Annotated in this window: 32 protein-coding genes; 30 read left to right on the top strand and 2 right to left on the bottom strand. The window is 67.6% G+C overall.

Annotated elements, in window-relative coordinates; all coding sequences use genetic code 11:
* Nucleotides 1-239 precede the first annotated feature (239 nt).
* Genes IEZ13_RS33715 through IEZ13_RS33690 form a run of 6 tightly spaced genes read left to right on the top strand, consistent with a single transcriptional unit; the run spans nt 240 to nt 2,343 of the window.
* A complete protein-coding gene (locus IEZ13_RS33715; RefSeq protein WP_183225016.1) occupies nt 240-776 on the top strand; it encodes a hypothetical protein in 537 nt (178 codons plus the stop codon).
* Nucleotides 773-1,000, top strand: coding sequence for a hypothetical protein (locus tag IEZ13_RS33710; RefSeq protein ID WP_183225017.1), 228 nt, complete (start codon nt 773-775; stop codon nt 998-1,000). Before IEZ13_RS33715 ends, IEZ13_RS33710 begins: the two co-directional genes overlap by 4 nt.
* On the top strand, nt 997-1,236 hold the full coding sequence (locus IEZ13_RS33705; RefSeq protein WP_183225018.1) for a hypothetical protein: 240 nt from the start codon (nt 997-999) through the stop codon (nt 1,234-1,236). Before IEZ13_RS33710 ends, IEZ13_RS33705 begins: the two co-directional genes overlap by 4 nt.
* A complete protein-coding gene (locus IEZ13_RS33700) occupies nt 1,236-1,844 on the top strand; it encodes a hypothetical protein (protein ID WP_183225019.1) in 609 nt (202 codons plus the stop codon). Before IEZ13_RS33705 ends, IEZ13_RS33700 begins: the two co-directional genes overlap by 1 nt.
* Entirely contained in the window at nt 1,841-2,095 is a 255-nt protein-coding gene (locus IEZ13_RS33695) for a hypothetical protein (RefSeq protein WP_183225020.1), read from the top strand. Before IEZ13_RS33700 ends, IEZ13_RS33695 begins: the two co-directional genes overlap by 4 nt.
* The gene (locus tag IEZ13_RS33690; protein ID WP_183225021.1) at nt 2,092-2,343 is read left to right on the top strand and encodes a hypothetical protein; all 252 of its coding nucleotides are present in this window, start codon (nt 2,092-2,094) and stop codon (nt 2,341-2,343) included. Before IEZ13_RS33695 ends, IEZ13_RS33690 begins: the two co-directional genes overlap by 4 nt.
* A gap of 2 nt (nt 2,344-2,345) precedes the next feature.
* Here the strand turns inward: IEZ13_RS33690 and IEZ13_RS33685 are convergent, their stop codons facing one another.
* The gene (locus IEZ13_RS33685) at nt 2,346-2,555 is read right to left on the bottom strand and encodes a hypothetical protein (RefSeq protein ID WP_183225022.1); all 210 of its coding nucleotides are present in this window, start codon (nt 2,553-2,555) and stop codon (nt 2,346-2,348) included.
* Nucleotides 2,556-2,734: 179 nt separating this feature from the next.
* Here IEZ13_RS33685 and IEZ13_RS33680 point away from each other — a divergent pair, with 179 nt between their 5' ends.
* The 18 genes from IEZ13_RS33680 to IEZ13_RS33595 all read left to right on the top strand — a co-directional run bounded on the left by IEZ13_RS33680 (nt 2,735) and on the right by IEZ13_RS33595 (nt 11,661).
* Nucleotides 2,735-3,631, top strand: coding sequence for a hypothetical protein (locus tag IEZ13_RS33680; RefSeq protein WP_183225023.1), 897 nt, complete (start codon nt 2,735-2,737; stop codon nt 3,629-3,631).
* Nucleotides 3,628-3,873, top strand: a complete 246-nt coding sequence (locus IEZ13_RS33675; protein ID WP_183225024.1) for a hypothetical protein — start codon at nt 3,628-3,630, stop codon at nt 3,871-3,873. Before IEZ13_RS33680 ends, IEZ13_RS33675 begins: the two co-directional genes overlap by 4 nt.
* Complete coding sequence (locus tag IEZ13_RS33670) at nt 3,870-4,109, top strand: hypothetical protein (RefSeq protein ID WP_183225025.1); 240 nt, start codon at nt 3,870-3,872, stop codon at nt 4,107-4,109. The genes IEZ13_RS33675 and IEZ13_RS33670 overlap by 4 nt, the downstream gene beginning before the upstream one ends.
* Complete coding sequence (locus IEZ13_RS33665; protein WP_183225026.1) at nt 4,106-4,687, top strand: hypothetical protein; 582 nt, start codon at nt 4,106-4,108, stop codon at nt 4,685-4,687. The genes IEZ13_RS33670 and IEZ13_RS33665 overlap by 4 nt, the downstream gene beginning before the upstream one ends.
* The gene (locus IEZ13_RS33660; RefSeq protein WP_221245998.1) at nt 4,684-5,589 is read left to right on the top strand and encodes a PD-(D/E)XK nuclease-like domain-containing protein; all 906 of its coding nucleotides are present in this window, start codon (nt 4,684-4,686) and stop codon (nt 5,587-5,589) included. The genes IEZ13_RS33665 and IEZ13_RS33660 overlap by 4 nt, the downstream gene beginning before the upstream one ends.
* Nucleotides 5,582-6,409: a hypothetical protein gene (locus IEZ13_RS33655; protein ID WP_183225028.1), complete on the top strand. Its 828-nt coding sequence runs from the start codon at nt 5,582-5,584 to the stop codon at nt 6,407-6,409. Before IEZ13_RS33660 ends, IEZ13_RS33655 begins: the two co-directional genes overlap by 8 nt.
* 23 nt (nt 6,410-6,432) lie before the next feature.
* Nucleotides 6,433-7,227 carry an exonuclease domain-containing protein gene (locus IEZ13_RS33650; RefSeq protein WP_183225029.1) on the top strand — a complete coding sequence of 265 codons (795 nt, stop codon included), beginning with the start codon at nt 6,433-6,435 and terminating at the stop codon, nt 7,225-7,227.
* 56 nt (nt 7,228-7,283) lie between these two features.
* Entirely contained in the window at nt 7,284-7,679 is a 396-nt protein-coding gene (locus IEZ13_RS33645; protein WP_183225030.1) for an ASCH domain-containing protein, read from the top strand.
* A gap of 2 nt (nt 7,680-7,681) precedes the next feature.
* A complete protein-coding gene (locus IEZ13_RS33640) occupies nt 7,682-7,924 on the top strand; it encodes a hypothetical protein (protein ID WP_183225031.1) in 243 nt (80 codons plus the stop codon).
* A complete protein-coding gene (locus IEZ13_RS33635; protein WP_183225032.1) occupies nt 7,921-8,097 on the top strand; it encodes a hypothetical protein in 177 nt (58 codons plus the stop codon). The genes IEZ13_RS33640 and IEZ13_RS33635 overlap by 4 nt, the downstream gene beginning before the upstream one ends.
* Nucleotides 8,094-8,342, top strand: coding sequence for a hypothetical protein (locus IEZ13_RS33630; RefSeq protein ID WP_183225033.1), 249 nt, complete (start codon nt 8,094-8,096; stop codon nt 8,340-8,342). Before IEZ13_RS33635 ends, IEZ13_RS33630 begins: the two co-directional genes overlap by 4 nt.
* Nucleotides 8,339-8,962 (top strand): hypothetical protein, encoded by a 624-nt coding sequence (locus tag IEZ13_RS33625; RefSeq protein ID WP_183225034.1) that lies wholly within the window; start codon nt 8,339-8,341, stop codon nt 8,960-8,962. The genes IEZ13_RS33630 and IEZ13_RS33625 overlap by 4 nt, the downstream gene beginning before the upstream one ends.
* Before the next feature lie 175 nt (nt 8,963-9,137).
* Nucleotides 9,138-9,725, top strand: a complete 588-nt coding sequence (gene dcd / locus IEZ13_RS33620; RefSeq protein ID WP_183225035.1) for a dCTP deaminase — start codon at nt 9,138-9,140, stop codon at nt 9,723-9,725.
* Nucleotides 9,722-10,591 carry a hypothetical protein gene (locus tag IEZ13_RS33615; RefSeq protein WP_183225036.1) on the top strand — a complete coding sequence of 290 codons (870 nt, stop codon included), beginning with the start codon at nt 9,722-9,724 and terminating at the stop codon, nt 10,589-10,591. The genes dcd and IEZ13_RS33615 overlap by 4 nt, the downstream gene beginning before the upstream one ends.
* Nucleotides 10,588-10,806, top strand: coding sequence for a hypothetical protein (locus IEZ13_RS33610; protein WP_183225037.1), 219 nt, complete (start codon nt 10,588-10,590; stop codon nt 10,804-10,806). The genes IEZ13_RS33615 and IEZ13_RS33610 overlap by 4 nt, the downstream gene beginning before the upstream one ends.
* Entirely contained in the window at nt 10,799-11,017 is a 219-nt protein-coding gene (locus IEZ13_RS33605; RefSeq protein ID WP_183225038.1) for a hypothetical protein, read from the top strand. The genes IEZ13_RS33610 and IEZ13_RS33605 overlap by 8 nt, the downstream gene beginning before the upstream one ends.
* Nucleotides 11,014-11,253 carry a LexA family protein gene (locus tag IEZ13_RS33600; RefSeq protein ID WP_183225039.1) on the top strand — a complete coding sequence of 80 codons (240 nt, stop codon included), beginning with the start codon at nt 11,014-11,016 and terminating at the stop codon, nt 11,251-11,253. The genes IEZ13_RS33605 and IEZ13_RS33600 overlap by 4 nt, the downstream gene beginning before the upstream one ends.
* 54 nt (nt 11,254-11,307) lie before the next feature.
* Nucleotides 11,308-11,661 (top strand): hypothetical protein, encoded by a 354-nt coding sequence (locus tag IEZ13_RS33595; protein ID WP_183225040.1) that lies wholly within the window; start codon nt 11,308-11,310, stop codon nt 11,659-11,661.
* On the opposite strand, the gene IEZ13_RS33590 is transcribed toward IEZ13_RS33595, so the two are convergent.
* Nucleotides 11,637-12,020, bottom strand: coding sequence for a hypothetical protein (locus tag IEZ13_RS33590; protein WP_183225041.1), 384 nt, complete (start codon nt 12,018-12,020; stop codon nt 11,637-11,639). The genes IEZ13_RS33595 and IEZ13_RS33590 overlap by 25 nt on opposite strands.
* A 45-nt stretch (nt 12,021-12,065) precedes the next feature.
* On the opposite strand from IEZ13_RS33590, the gene IEZ13_RS33585 reads away from it, so the two are divergent.
* From IEZ13_RS33585 to IEZ13_RS33560, 6 genes are read left to right on the top strand one after another with little or no spacing between them, the layout of a single operon-like run.
* Entirely contained in the window at nt 12,066-12,575 is a 510-nt protein-coding gene (locus IEZ13_RS33585) for a hypothetical protein (protein ID WP_183225042.1), read from the top strand.
* Complete coding sequence (locus tag IEZ13_RS33580) at nt 12,572-12,817, top strand: hypothetical protein (protein ID WP_183225043.1); 246 nt, start codon at nt 12,572-12,574, stop codon at nt 12,815-12,817. Before IEZ13_RS33585 ends, IEZ13_RS33580 begins: the two co-directional genes overlap by 4 nt.
* Entirely contained in the window at nt 12,814-13,086 is a 273-nt protein-coding gene (locus IEZ13_RS33575) for a hypothetical protein (protein WP_183225044.1), read from the top strand. The genes IEZ13_RS33580 and IEZ13_RS33575 overlap by 4 nt, the downstream gene beginning before the upstream one ends.
* Nucleotides 13,083-13,274 (top strand): hypothetical protein, encoded by a 192-nt coding sequence (locus tag IEZ13_RS33570; RefSeq protein ID WP_183225045.1) that lies wholly within the window; start codon nt 13,083-13,085, stop codon nt 13,272-13,274. Before IEZ13_RS33575 ends, IEZ13_RS33570 begins: the two co-directional genes overlap by 4 nt.
* On the top strand, nt 13,268-13,603 hold the full coding sequence (locus tag IEZ13_RS33565) for a hypothetical protein (protein WP_183225046.1): 336 nt from the start codon (nt 13,268-13,270) through the stop codon (nt 13,601-13,603). The genes IEZ13_RS33570 and IEZ13_RS33565 overlap by 7 nt, the downstream gene beginning before the upstream one ends.
* Nucleotides 13,600-14,475: a DUF5131 family protein gene (locus IEZ13_RS33560; protein ID WP_183225047.1), complete on the top strand. Its 876-nt coding sequence runs from the start codon at nt 13,600-13,602 to the stop codon at nt 14,473-14,475. Before IEZ13_RS33565 ends, IEZ13_RS33560 begins: the two co-directional genes overlap by 4 nt.
* Nucleotides 14,476-14,589: the final 114 nt, after the last annotated feature.

The following is a 14,589-nucleotide window of genomic DNA, read 5'->3' as shown; positions in this document are numbered from 1 at the left end:
CCGCCCTCGCACGTCTTCTTGTCCGCTCCCTTTGTCCTCGAGGAGCCTGCCATGCCTGTCCCGACCCAGCCCATTTACAGCGGCCGGCACCGTCAGCCCGACCCCGGAGATGTCCAGCCCGACATCGTGCACGTCGAGTTCCGGGCGCGTGACTTGGCGGAGTTGAACGGCCCGACCGTTCGGCTGCCGTTGCCGTCCAGCGCTCAGACCGCAGCTCGTGTGGTGTGGGGAGGCCAGCCATGACCAGCCTCGACGTTCCACCGGCTGTGTTGTTCGCGATGGATCCGGGTTTCGTCAAGGTGAGTATCGCCGCGGTGTTCGCTGCCGCCGTGTTCGTCGGGTTCGTCGTGTGGTGGTGGCTGGGCCAGTACCGGGTTGAGCATGACCGGCCGTGGTCGTGCTGCGGGTCGTGTGAGGCGCTCGACAGCCCCGACGACGAGGACGAGGACGAGCCGGACGACCTGATGGATGTTGCCGAGAGCGTGGGCGGCGACGTTCCGACGCCGGTGAACGAGGCCCGTCCGGGCCGGTGGGTGGCGAGTAACCGCCCGAACGATGACTGGTTCGACAGCGTGTCCAGGGTCGCGAATCAGCAGAACGGGCGCTGGATCACCGGCCGCCAGCAAGAACAGGCCGGCCAGTCTTTCGCGGGCCAGGTGGAGGCGTACCTGGTGTCGCCGGAAGCTGCCCGCCAGGCGCAGTGGGAGACGGCTCACTGGGATCGGTCGGAGACGACCGGTGAGATCCGTCGCCGTCTGGGGGATCCGGGCGAATGACCTGGTGGGATCACTTCTTGGCCGACGCGGTGCCGACCGCAGTCATGAGCGTCATCGCGGCCGCAGCGCTCGGCACCTCACATCTGGTCGCGTTCCTGACCGGTGTCCGCTGGGAGCGGCGCCGCCGCTGGCGGGCGGTCGCCGATCAGCGGGCCGGGTTTCTGGCGCAGTCGCAGATCACAGTGCCGCTGCTGGCCGCCAGCATGCCGGAGGCCGACCGGTGACCGGCGTGTGGGGTTACGTGATCGCGTTCGGTCTGGTGGCGGTCCCTGCCGCCGGGATCGCCGCAGTGTTTGTCCTGCACGACCAGATCGCGTTGCGGCGTGGCCGGCGTCTGGTCCGGCAGGTGCTGGAGCAGGAGACGGCCCGGCACATCGGCGACCTGGTGCCGGAGCAGCGGCAGTCACCGGATCCGGTGTGGTGGGAGTTCGTGCCGCAGCAGCAGGACGGTGACCGCTGATGCCCGTCGCGCTGCTGCCCCCGATCACCAGCTCCGGACCTCAGTCGTGGGGTACGCCAGAGAAGAAGACCCCGATCACCAGTGCTGAGCGGTACGCCCGCTGCCGTGGGATGAGCCGTTGGCATCGCATCCGGTCCGGCTACCAGGTTGAGGACGGCGCCCGCACGTTCAACCTGTGGTGCGGCACGTTCGTCTCCGACCGCAACGCCAAGGCCGGGCCTCCGCTACTCGCCGACGACATCGGCAACGACGACGTGTGTGCGATCTGCGTCGGCAAGGCGCTGGGCGCCGGCCAGGACGAACTCCCGGCCGGGATGCCGCGGTTGCGGTTTGATCCGCGCTGGTCGACACCGCCAGCAGTGTGCCCGGGGTCGGGCGATTCGGGGCTGTGGGTGCCGGTGCCGAACTCGCGGAACGTCGTCCGGTGTCTGGCGTGTGGGCTGGTGTTGTCCGGCAGGGCGTCGGGCGGGGCGTACAACCCGCGGTGGGGTGCGGTCCGGCATGCGCCCGGCGAGGGGCTGGTGGAGCCGTGCCCGTTTCATGCGTGGAATCACCTGCGGCGCGGTGACGGCGAGCAGGTCAGCTGCGGATGCGGGTGGCCGTCATGAGCGTGTGGCGATTCGTTGACGGTGGCGCGGTCCGGCACCTGATCGATGAGGACGACGCTACGACCGCAGTGTGCGGGCACACGCCGTGGGCGGGCTGGGAGTGGCTGGGCGCCGCCGCGGCTGATGCCGGCGAGCTCGGGAAGCGCCGGGACTGCCTCGCCTGTGTGCGCATGGCGGGCTGCCCGCACGTGGCGTGCCGCACGACGGCACGGCGGCCGGAGTTGCCGTGGTCGTGGGGTGAAGCAGCATGACCGACAACCACGTGTGCGTGCCGGTGGTGGACGCCGACGGGCAGGTGATCGCGCATGCCCACGTCTCACCCGACCTGGACGAGCGCGGGCAGCAGGCGCTGGTGTCGGTGGTTGAGGCGGTGCGCCGGCTGGCGGCCGAAGAGGAAGCTGCCGATCCCGAAGGCGCGGCCGAGAAAGGCCGCCGCCAGGAAGCGGCTATCGCGCGGATCCGGGAACGGGTACGGCGGGCACGAGGTGAGGCCGAGTGAGGTCAGGTCGCCGACTTCGGCTTGGGCATCGGGGCGGGCCGTGTCCTCTTGACCGGTCCGCGTCGCTTTCCCGGCAGGGGCGTGTCCGGGTTGTCGAGCCGCCACTCGATGTACGCCTTCAGGTCGGCAGAGCGGCCTGCATCTCCGACGAGTTCGCCGTAGTCCTTCCACGTCTGTTCGTCGAGGCGGAAGCGGCGGAGGTTGTCGGGCACGACGCCAGCGTAAGTGGCGATCTTCGGGTGTGGCAACGACTGCGGCGACAGGTCACTTCCGTGTCTGGTTCGGCTGAGGGCTTGAGACATGGCACAAGTGTGGCTACATTTGTGGCTACAGGCAAGCGGGTGCGCTACTCCCCCGCCAACATCCTGACCAGCTCGAAGGGGCTCTCCAAGTGACGATCACTACCAATCTTCCGGCGTCCACCGCTGACGCCGCGCTCACCGAAAGCGCCAGCCTTCGGGCACAGCACATGGCCCGCACTGACGTACTCGGCAAGGTCAAGGCGCTGAGCCTGCTGCCCGACGACATTCACGCCAGCACCGAGCAGGCCGCCAACTACTTCGAGGTGGAAGTCGAGGCGATCCGCAAGGTCGTCGAGCGCAACCGGACGGAACTGGAGACTCACGGATACCGCGTTGTCCGCGGCCAAGAAATGAAGGAGCTTGCGAGTGACATCCCGTCACTCACAAAAGTTCGGGCACTGGCCCTCTTCACCCGGCAGACGATCCTCAACATCGCCATGCTGCTGACCGGCTCCGACGTGGCCCAGAAGGTTCGCGGCTACCTACTGAAGGTTGAAGAGCAGGCCACTCCCGAGGCTCGCGCGAATGCCGTTCAGGCGGTCGCTGAGCGCCCTGAGATCGAACGCGTCACCGTGGCCCGCGCCAAGATCGAGATGTTGAGCGTCGCGGTCGACGCCGGTCTCCTGGACAAGCCGTGGGCTGTCACGAAGACGCACATCATCGCTGCCCGCGCTCTCGGTGAGGAACCGGAGATGCCGGAAGAGTCGAAGCCGTACTACGTGCCGGACTTCCTAAAGGACATGGGCCTCACCGCCAAGGAGATCAAGTCCGAGCAGAGTTGGTTCGGCATCCGCGCGAAGGCGTACGCGGAAGACCAGGGCATCGAGGTCCCTGCAAAACGGCCCCGCGAACTTCCGGACGGCACAATCCGCGAGACCGTGGCATGGCGACGTGAGCACCTGCCGGTATTCCAGGCGGTGTGGGAGCAGTACTACGCCGAGAAGTACGCCAGCCCGATGTTCCTCGAACTGGGCGGCGCCGCATGACCCGCCACGAGCTGACCTCTGACGGCGGTTTTGAGGTCGTCGTCGGCTGGGACCGGCCGCTGAACACGTTCTTCGCGCAGGTGTTCGACGTGCACAAGCCGGAGGACGACGCCGAGGTCCTGTGGATCGGCGTGTCACTCCGCGAGATCCACGACCCGCAGCAGGTCATCGACGCGGTCCGCCCGTACGCGCAGATCCCCGCCGACCTGGAATTCCGGCTGTATCAGGAGGCCCACGCATGACCGCCGCCCTGGATGCGCTCGACCGTCTCGACTACGGCAGTCCGCTGCCCGGTGACGTTGAGATCGCCGCCATCTTCGACCGGCACTGCCAGTGGGAGGCATTGCGTCTCGACGACCGCATGCGCGAGTACGAGCACATGGAGTGGCTGGCCCGGCAGTGTGCTGGCTGCGAGGAAGGCGGCAGGGGCGATCTGTGCGACCTGCATGGCGGCGGCGAAGGCGGGTCGTTCCGATGAGCGACCAGACCATCCCGCGCACATGGCTGGCCGGCGACGGCGCGGGAGTGATTCTCGCCTGCAACGGCAACTGCCCGGACACCCCCGCCGGGGATCTGGTGGTCGCCGAGTACGGCGAGACCGCCACCTCCCGACCGGAGATCCGCAAGTTCCCACTTGGTGACCTCGCCGAGTTCCTGGCCTTCGCAGATACGCACGCCTACAACTGCACTCCGCCCGAGGAACTGGACGCGGACGCCCCACACTGGGGTCCGCTGCGTGCGTGCCTACCCGCCGACCAGCTTGACGGCTGGATGTGGATGGCCCGGTCGACCTACAACGGCGTGATCGTCGAGCACTACAAACACCACGAAACCCGAGGCGGAATCACTCTCGACCATGAGGGCCGGTACTGGTCTTCACGCATCATCAAGCACGCGTGCAGCCCGTGGTGCGACGAGCCTCACGAGCACGACATGTACACCGACGTGCGCGAGTACTTCACGGTGACCGAGCACGAGGCATTCAAAGACGCCGGATTGTGGCCGTGGTCGCTGCACGACAAGGCGCACCCGGCACCGGAATGGCTGACCCGATGACCGCCACGCTCGCCGGCCCGCACATCACCGAGGCTGACGTCTACGACCTGCCCGAGCAGGTGTACCACTCCGATCCTGTCGTCGGTGGCTCCCTGTCCTGCTCGGGCGCGAAGAAGCTCCTGCCGCCGTCGTGCCCGGCCTTGTTCGATTTCGAACGTAAGCACGGGCAGCCGTTCAAGAAGGCGTTCGAGATCGGGACCGCGGCGCACCAACTCGTTCTCGGTGTCGGCCCGGAACTGGTCGAATTCGCCGGCACGGGCAAGAACCCGGAGGCGTGGCAGAGAGAAGACGACAAGGCCGAGGTTGCGGCGATCCGTCAGCGTGGCGCGATCCCGCTGAAACCATCTGAGTACACCCAGGTCCATGCGATGGCAGCGAAGCTGCGGGAGCACCCGATCGCGTCGGCGTTGCTGACGCCGGAGGGTGGCAAGCCGGAGCAGACGCTGGTGTGGCAGGACCCGGAGACGGGGATCATGCTGCGGGCGCTCGTCGACTGGATGCCAAACCGGGTCGGGAACCGGCTGGTCCTCGGCGACTACAAATCGGCGGTCACCGCGAACCCGGACGACTTCCGGCAGGCCGCCTACAAGTACGGCTACTGCATGCAGAACCCCTGGTACCTCGACGGGATCCAGGCGCTCGGCCTCGACGATGACCCGGACTTCGTGTTCGTCGTCCAGATGAAAACCCCGCCGTACCTGGTCTCGCTGATCCGCCTGGACGAGGAAGCCCTCCGGGTCGGCGCCGAACGTAACCGGCAGGCGCGGCGCATCTTCGCCCGCTGCCAGGAGTCCGGCTACTGGCCCGACTACACGGGCCTCGACATCGCCGAGATCAGCCTTCCCCGATACGCGGTCACCCAACACGACAACGACTTCTACGAGGAGCCCACCGATGACTGACCTCGCCGTCCGCGACAACGACAACCTGCCCACGAGCCCTGCCGTCCCGCAGTTGCCCGTCTACCAGCAGCCTGTCCCGTCGCCGTTGATGCAGTGGGCGATGGAGGCCCGTGAGGCCGCGAAGATCGCCGAGTCGCTGTCGCGGACCTCGTTCGTTCCGGCGTCGCTGCGCGGTAAGCCCGCCGACGTGACCGCAGCGATCCTCGCCGGCCAGGAGCTCGGACTGCAGCCGATGGCGACGCTCCGGTCGATGGACGTCATTCAAGGCACTCCGGCGCTGCGCGCGCACGCCCAGCGTGGCTTGGTCCAATCCCACGGGCACAAGGTGTGGATCGAAAAGGGAGCCTCCAAGGAGCGGGTCGTCATGTGGGGCCAGCGCCGAGAGGCGGACGGCACGTACGGCGAACCGCAGCAGTCGGTGTGGGACATCGACCGCGCCAAGGAACTGGGCCTGACCGGCAAGGAGCAGTGGAAGAAGCAGCCTCAGACGATGCTGACGGCGCGGGCGACGGGTGAGATCTGCCGTCTGGTGGCGTCGGACGTGCTGCACGCGATGCCGTACAACTCCGAGGAGCTCAGCGACGGTGCCGGCGATCTGATGCCGGTGCGGGCCGCAGCGCGGGTGAACGCGCAGGAGGTGCTGGCGAACGCTGCCGCTGCTCGCGAGCAGGCCAAGCCGATCAGCGGCCCGCCTGCCGTCCAGCAGCCGCAGGTTGAAGCGGGCGGCGAGTCCGACCAGCGTTCAGGCACCGGATGGGATGACGACGACAGCGCATGGGATGACGTGAACGTCGCCCAGCCCGCTGGTGGTGCCCAGTGACGTGGTGGGAGCAGCCCTTCACGGTGCTGGATACGGAAACTACGTCGGCTGATCCGGAGCAGGCTCAGGTCGCATCGATCTGTCGGGCCGTCATCGACATCAGCACCAAGTCGAAGGATGTGCAGAACGCGCTGATCGCTGTGGAGATGCCTGCCGAGGCGTCTGCGGTGAACGGGCTGACGACCGAGAAGTTGATGGCCGACGGTAAGCCGCCAGCCGATGTGCTGGACGAGTACTGCGCCGAACTCGCCGCGGTCCTCATGCTCGGACAGCCGATCATCATCGCAAACGCGCCGTACGACCTGACCGTCCTGGACCGGGAATGCCGTCGTAACGGTGTCCCCACCATCGAGGACCGGCTGGGCGGGCGTGCTCTCGCCCCGATCCTCGATCCGATCTGCCTGGACAAGAAGGTCGCCAAGTTTCGGCGCCGGGTCTCCCCCACCCAGGGTGCTCGCTGCTTGAAAACCCTCGCCCAGGTGCATGGTGTCGGCTGGGACGACGAACTCGCCCACACCGCCGAGTACGACGCTTTGCAGGCGGGGCGGGTGGTGTGGCAGTTGATGCGCCGCTACCCGCTGCTGGCCGATATGACGTTGAACGAGCTGCATATCGGGCAGGTCGGCTGGTACGCGGAACAGGCGGAGTCGCTGGCGCAGTTCTTCCGGCGGTCCGCGAACGAGGCCCGGCACAGCGCCGAACAGGCCGGCGATGCGGCCGAGCAGGAGACGCTGCTCGCGGACGCCGAGGCACTGTCGGCGAAGGCCGAATCGGTGTCGTTGGACTGGCCGGTTCGCCCGTTCGGGATCCAGCGATGACGGATCTTCGGGCAATCTCAATTCGGCAGCCGTACGCATCAGCGATCGCGGTCGGCGTGAAGACGGTGGAGAACCGTGGGCAGACCGTGCGGTGGCGCGGCCCGGTGGCGATCCACGCGAGTTTGCCCTGGCATGCGGCCGGTGACCGGGACTCGCGGATTCTGCAACTGCGACGGCACGGACTGCTGGACGGCACTCCGCGGGGTGTGATCGTCGCGGTCGCCGAACTGGTGGACGGTCATCAGGCGGTCGTGCACGCCGATCTGACCAGTTGCTGCGAGCCGTGGGGGATGTGCCGTTACGGCGACCGTCCTGCCTTCCATCTGGTGCTCGCGAACATTCGCAAGCTTCCCCGCCCGGTGCCGGCGCGTGGCGCGCTCACGGTCGGCTGGCGGGTTCCCGCGGACGTGGCGTCAGCCGTCCGCTCTCAGCTCACTCTCTCGGAGGTTTGACCATGCTCCCTCAGTTGGACAGTCTCTGGCCCCGCATCCGCTGCGACGTCCGCGGCCGGAAGGCATACAGCAGCGACATGCGCAGTAGCTGGGTGCCGCCGTGCGAGGTGCCGCCCACCCACCGCTATCGGACTCCCGGCCACGTCGAGGGTCATTGGTCGTACCGCTGCGACCAGCATGCCGCCTGGCTGGACCAGGCGGCATGCACAGTGGAGCCGCTGCCCGGTAAGGAGATCGCGGCATGAGCGGCCTGTGGGACGACGATCGCTACGGCGACATGTGCCCGGTGCCGGTGGGGATGCTCGACATCGCCGTGGACCGGGCGGAACGGCTATCCGAGATCCGGCCGGATGCCGAGCGGCACGCGTTCGGCGACGATCCGGCCGGCGACGACGAGTTCGGACGGGACGACCGGTGATCGGCTACGTGCCCGTCGCGGAAGAATGCGGCGCCCTGGTCGACGCCGGACTCATGGGAAAGGCGGAGGCGATCGTCCGGATCGCCGTCGCCTCCGACGGCGGGCTAACACTGCTCGGCGCGGAGAACGCCCTCGACCAGTGGCAGACCCTCCGCGCCCGCATCGCGAACATTCAGATGAGTGTCGAAATGGGGATCGCCGCCTGCGAAGCGCAGTTGCGCGAGCAGGGAGGAAACGAGCGGTGACCATCATGACCGAAACGCGCACCTGGACGCTGAGCATTCCCGCCCCGGAGCGCATGCTGTCGGCGAACAGCAAACCGCATCACCGTGTCGCCGGAGTAGTGCGTAAGGCTTGGCGCGAGGCCACCTATTTGTACGCGCAGCAGGCCAAGCTCCCGACGGGGCTCGACCGGGTACGGATCGACATCGTGCTGCACCACACGGTCAACCGGAACCGCGACGACGCGAATTGGCATCCGTACGTTGGGAAGCCGATTACCGATGCTCTCGGCCCTGAGCGACGTGCCCAGAGCAGGAACGGCGCGGTCCGCATCGATGCCGGCTACGGATTGATTCCCGACGACAACCCGACGCACCTCGATGGGCCGTTCATCAGCCTCGGCGAGAAGGTGTCCCGTAAGGAATACCCGCGCGGCCTTGCCGTAGTCACGATCGTCGACCTGACGGGACAACCGACCGACGGTTTCGAGACCGAGCGCCGGGTCATGTCAGCAACGACAGCGTGGACGTTCCGTTGCCCGGCCCGCCATCAGGTGGTCGTGACGATGCGCGGACAGGAAGATCCGGGCCCCTACCGGGACCTGTTCATGTCCGAGCATGCCGGGTGCGAGGTGACGTCGTGACCGGCCTCGCAACGCCGCTGCCCCGCCACCCTGCCGCTCCGGCTGACGTACCCAGCAAGTGCGCTGACGCCGATGCTCCTGGTAGCCCGGCGAACCCGTGTCGCGAGCCAGGCTCACTGCTCCGCTGCGTGATCTGCCCGGACTCGCCGAATTACTGGCGCCGGGAGGTGGCCTGATGCTGCTTTCTGACCGCGATCTGACCGCCGAGATCGAGGCGGGTGGTCTTTCACTGGAGCCGTTCGAGCCGTCGCTGGTGCAGCCGTCCAGCATCGACGTCCGGCTGGACCGCATGTTCCGGGTTTTCAACAACCACCTGTACACGCACATCGACCCGGCCGAGCAGCAGGACGATCTCACCGCGCCGGTTGAGGTGGAAGACGGGCAGCCGTTCGTGCTGCACCCGGGTGAGTTCGTGCTCGCCTCCACCCTCGAGGCGGTCACGCTCGGCGTCGAACTCGCGGCCCGGCTGGAGGGCAAGAGCAGCCTCGGCCGACTCGGACTGCTCACCCACTCCACCGCCGGCTTCATCGACCCGGGGTTCTCCGGCCACGTCACGCTGGAACTTTCGAACGTGGCCACCCTGCCGATCAAGCTGTGGCCGGGCATGAGCATCGGGCAACTGTGCGTGTTCCGGCTGTCAAGCCCCGCCGAGCACCCGTACGGGTCGGACGTCTACGGCTCCCGCTACCAGGGGCAGCGCGGGCCCACCGCGTCTCGTTCGTACGTCCGGTTCCGGACCTGGCCGACCGGCGGTGCGACGTGACGGCAATCCCGGCACCGATCCTGGTCACTGGCGGGCGCAGACGCGTCGACCTTGGCCGTCTCGCACCGGCCTGCACAGCCGACTGGCACGGCACGTGCACCGCTTACCGGAAAGCCAAGTGCCGCTGCCCGCATGCGCGGGAGGCGCACCGCCTCTACCAAAAACGTGCCCGCGAAGGCCGAAACGTACCAGCCCTGACCGACGCGACCGGAGCGCGGCGCCGTATCCAGGGCATGTGGGCGCTCGGACATCCGTCCCAGGTGATCGCCGACATGTGCGGCGGCACCTTCGACCGGCGGCAGATCCAAAGGATGTGCATCCAGCAGCACATCACCCCCCACCACCACGATCTCATTGCCGCGACCTATGCCGTCCTCATCACCCGCCCTGGAACGTCGGTCAGAACTCGGCGTCGTGCAGCGGCAGCGGGGTATCCGCTGCCCGTCCAGTGGGGCGCAAACATCGACGACCCGCAGGCATCACCTGACCCGCTCGACGTTGGCGGCGTGCAGGACGGGACCGACGATCCAATCGATGAGGTCGCTGTCGAAAGGGCGTTGGCCGGCGAACGCGTCGACCTGACCGACATCGAGTTGGTCGCGATGCTGCAGGCCGGGACTGCCCGCGGTATCCCGTTGGCGCGAATGGCCGACCAGCAAGGCATCAACTACTTCGGGGCACGCAAGATGCTCGGTGGTGACCTCACTCCGCGACGGCGGCAACAGCAGCGGGTTGAGGCTGAGCTGCTACGGGTCGGCCACCTGCACAACGATGCGACGCTGGCGGCTCTGCTGGATGTACACCACCAGACGGTGACCCGGGCCCGTGCCCGGCTGGCACGCCGCGGTGAGCGGGTGGCGTCGTGACTCACTCGGATGACGAATCGGTACAGGCGCTCGCCCTGGCCATGCATGTGGTCGAGTGCCTGCCCGGCGCCCACCCCTATCACCAGTACTCGGCCGGGCATCGGCAGGTGCATGAACGGCGTGCCGGCCTGGTGCTGGCCGAGCTCGCGAAGGCCGGCCATTCCTTCGCAACCCATTCCGCAGTCGGCTTACAGCTGGAGATCCCCGATGTCTGAGTTGACGATGCTGCCAGACCCGAAGCTTGCCGAGCCAGACGGTGAAGATGCCGTTGACCACCTGTATTGCCCGTGCGATCCGGATGTGGCGTTGTGCGGTGCAGACGTGTCTGGCGAGCCGATCGTTGCCGCGCCGGTGAACCCGGAGTGTCCGCTGTGCCTAATCGTCGATGACCTCAATGACTACGTGTGCGCGAGGTGCGGGCTGTGACCGCCGTCGTGTTGGTGCCGTTGACGCCGGTGCAGCAGCGTGTGCTGGCTGAGATCCGCGGGTTCGTCGACGAGTACGGGTATGCGCCGACGCTGCGGGAGTTAGCCGCCCGGTGTGGGCGTGGCCCGTCGACGGTCGCCTACCAGTTGCAGCAGTTGGAGGAGAAGGGCCGGATCCGCCGGTACCCGAAGATTCCCCGGGCGCTCGTGGTGCTGGACGTGGCGGGCGGGTCGTAATGGTTCGCACCCTCGCCGAGATTCGGGCCGAACGGCCGCCGCTCGGAGCCTGCCGTGCCACTTCCTGACGGTTTCGAGTGGTCGGTGCCGGGCCTGCACCTGGACGACTGGTGTGTGCGCCGTACGAACGCCGCGCTGATGTTGTGTGGGCGGGCGGTTGACGGGGCGAACCGGCAGGACGGGTTCGTGCCGGTCATCCAGCCGGACGAGCCGCCCGCCGGCGCGCACGCGCGCTGCCTGGAGTTGCTGGCCGACTGGCACGGCATGTGCCCCATGTGCGGTGGCGACATCGCCCTCGAGGCGGGCCGGGTCGCACCGCACGGCGTGTGGGTGCGGACGCGGGACGGGGTGGAGCGGTCCGAGACGCCGTGTCCGGGTGCCGGTCAGGTACCGGAGGCGGCGTCGTGAGCCTTTTCACTTCTGGCTGCACGCTGCCGGACTCCCGCCTTCGTGGCGATGCGGTTGATGGTCTCGCGGGTCCAGCCAACCCGTTCGGCGATGTGCTGGATCGTCAGCCTGCTGTCCTTGTCGGCGGCCTCGCGGGCGGCTTCGACGATCGCCTCTCGGAGTTTGGTGTCCTTCGCCTTCAGGAGCGCTTCTGCCTCGTCGTACTCCCGGACTGCCTCGTCGAGTGCTTGCAGGACGGGGGTGTCGGGGACGGTCCGGTCACGGCGTGGCATGGGGCTGATTGTCGCATGGGTCAGATCACGAACGAGAGATGTGATGACGTTCGGGTCGCCGCTTGTGATCGTGGTTAGTGTCTGCATATTGTGATTGTGCATCACAACAAAACGCCACAACAAGGAGGGCACGTGAGCGACTACGCGTACAGGAACACCGACCCCGACGCCATTGCCGCCTGGCACACCACAGCCCAGAGACACCGCGAGGCCAGTAACCAGGCGCTCACCGGCGCCAAAGCCATCGGCAAGAACAAGGGCCTCATGGCCCAGCGCTCCATCGGCGAGCAGGAGTTCGTCGGTCTCGCCCCGATCGACCCCACCGATCCGCCGGAGGGTTGGCGGTACGTCCGTGACCGCTTCGAACCGCGGCGCGGTAAGGCCGGCGACGACGCGCGGGCGTGGCTCAAGTCGGTGCAGCTCCCGGATCTGCGGGATGTCATGCAGCAGCACGGCCTGCCGAAGATCCTGTTCAAGGGCGGGATGATGCGCGCCCCGGCCATGTTCGAACACGACGGCGCCGTGTACGCCCTGTACAGCGCCCAGCCGGATGACATCGGGCCGCTGTGGGAGCCGATCCGGCTGAGCGAATTCTACGCCGCTCAGGAAGCCTCGGACGAGACGTCGAGGGCCGCAGCATGACCCTCACGACGATCCCCGCCCACGCCTTCGAGCCGGCGAAGCGCGCCAACCCGAACGGCCCTGGCCTGGTCGACGACCCGATGTGTGGCTACCTGCACAAGATCGGCGACGGCAACGAGTTCGGCGACGGGGCTGGCGTGTTCTGTGCCGAAACCGCCGACGCTCCGGTGCATCACGGTGCTGCTCAGAAGGTGCGAGTCCGTGAGTGGACCGATGCGGAGATCGAGGCGGGTAACCGGTGACTCGCTCGAAGCTTCCTCCGCGCCGGCCGCAGTCCGAACGAAAGCACTGGATCTTCCTCGACCAGTGCGGCTGCCCGATTGGCCTCGTCGAGGAGTCCCGCTTCTACAAGACCGAAGACGCCGCGTGGGACGGCATGTACGACACCCGCGCCGAAGAGCGCGCCGCCCGCGCCCGTGGCGTGCACACCGTGTTCGTCGACCACGCCACCTACGAAGAGCGTTTCTACCCGCGCATGACGAAGCGGTGCACGCACGAGGACGCGGCATGACCCACCACTTCCGCACCCTGACCGCCGTCGTCCGCATCGACGACGACTCCGACCTGCGTCACACCGCGTACGCGCTGAAAGTGGCCCGCGAGGCGCTGACCAACGCCGGATTCTCCGTCGACGGCATGCGCAACACCCCCAATGACACCGGCGAACTGCCGGCTCACCGTGAGGAGATCCCGTGGTGACCCCCACCAGCAACGCCGCCCCGTACCCCACCTGCGCCGACGACGTGACCGCTGACCGTCTCGCTGCTGCACTTGCCGTCAGCGCCCAGCGCCGCTACGTCGCCACCATCGACGTGCCCGAGCTGGACTACACCGCGATGAACCTGTTTGTGAAGGAGTGGGGTGTCATCTACCTGCTCCGCGAAGCCCAAGAGCGGGCCGGCGTTGACTTCGCTGACCGTCTCGCTCGTGACCTGTGGGAGGCGTGGGCCGACGGGAGCGGGCTCGGCGAGTTCCTGTGGGAGTGGCTCACCGAGTACGGCATCGACCCGAAGACGGTGGCGCGGTGAGCGACAACACCAGCATCGAATGGGCGGACCGCACGTGGAACCCCCTGCTTGGTTGTGAGCGCGTGTCGCCGGGCTGCGACGCCTGCTACGCGATCAACACCGCCACCATCCGTGCAGGCAACCCGCACCCCAAGGTTGCGTCGGCGTTCGCCGGACTCACCGAACGCCGTGACGGGCGACTCGACTGGACCGGGCGTATCAACCTGCTGCCCGACCGGATGACTCAGCCGCTGTCATGGCGGAAGCCGTCCAGAGTGTTCGTGAACAGCCAGTCCGACCTGTTTCACAAGGCCGTGCCCGACGAGTTCATCGCCCGTGTGTTCGCTGTCATGGCGCTCACCCCGCGGCACACCTACCAACTGCTGACCAAGCGGCACGGGCGGATGAGGTCGTGGCTGAACAACGACCGCATGCGGCTCAAGGTGTACAACGAGGCCCACGCGTTCGCGGCCAGCCTGCCGTCATTTCCGGATGCCTCCGTTCCGTGGCCGCTTCCGAATCTGTGGCTGGGTGTGTCCGTGGAGGACCAGGCCCGTGCGGAGCTGCGAATTCCCGCGCTGCTCGAGACTCCGGCTGCCGTCCGCTGGCTGTCGTGCGAGCCGCTACTCGGGCCGGTCGACCTGTTCCGGAACTCCCGCCTCGACCGCGATCCCGGCCTTGACTGGGTGGTTGTTGGTGGCGAGTCCGGGCCTCGGCCGCGGCCGATGGAAGCGGGATGGGCGCGGGCGCTGCGGGATGCGTGCAGCGGCGCCGGCATCCCGTTCTTCTTCAAGCAGTGGGGTGGCCGGTCGTCGAAGGCCAACGGCCGCGTCCTGGACGGCCGCACCTGGGACGAGTACCCGGCCGCGCGCCCTGAGGCGGTGGCCCGGTGACCATTGTGACCTGTATCCGCTGTAAGAAGACGCCGTCCGCCGGGCTCTGCTGCTCATCCCACAACGCGGCCCTTTGCCACGGCTGCTACCGCACCACCCACTTCGTCGAGATCT

This window comes from Actinoplanes campanulatus, from assembly GCF_014647795.1.
Taxonomy (GTDB): Bacteria; Actinomycetota; Actinomycetes; order Mycobacteriales; family Micromonosporaceae; genus Actinoplanes; species Actinoplanes campanulatus.
The sequence above is the reverse complement of the archived record's forward strand: the minus strand, read 5'-3'. Positions and strand labels throughout refer to the sequence as shown.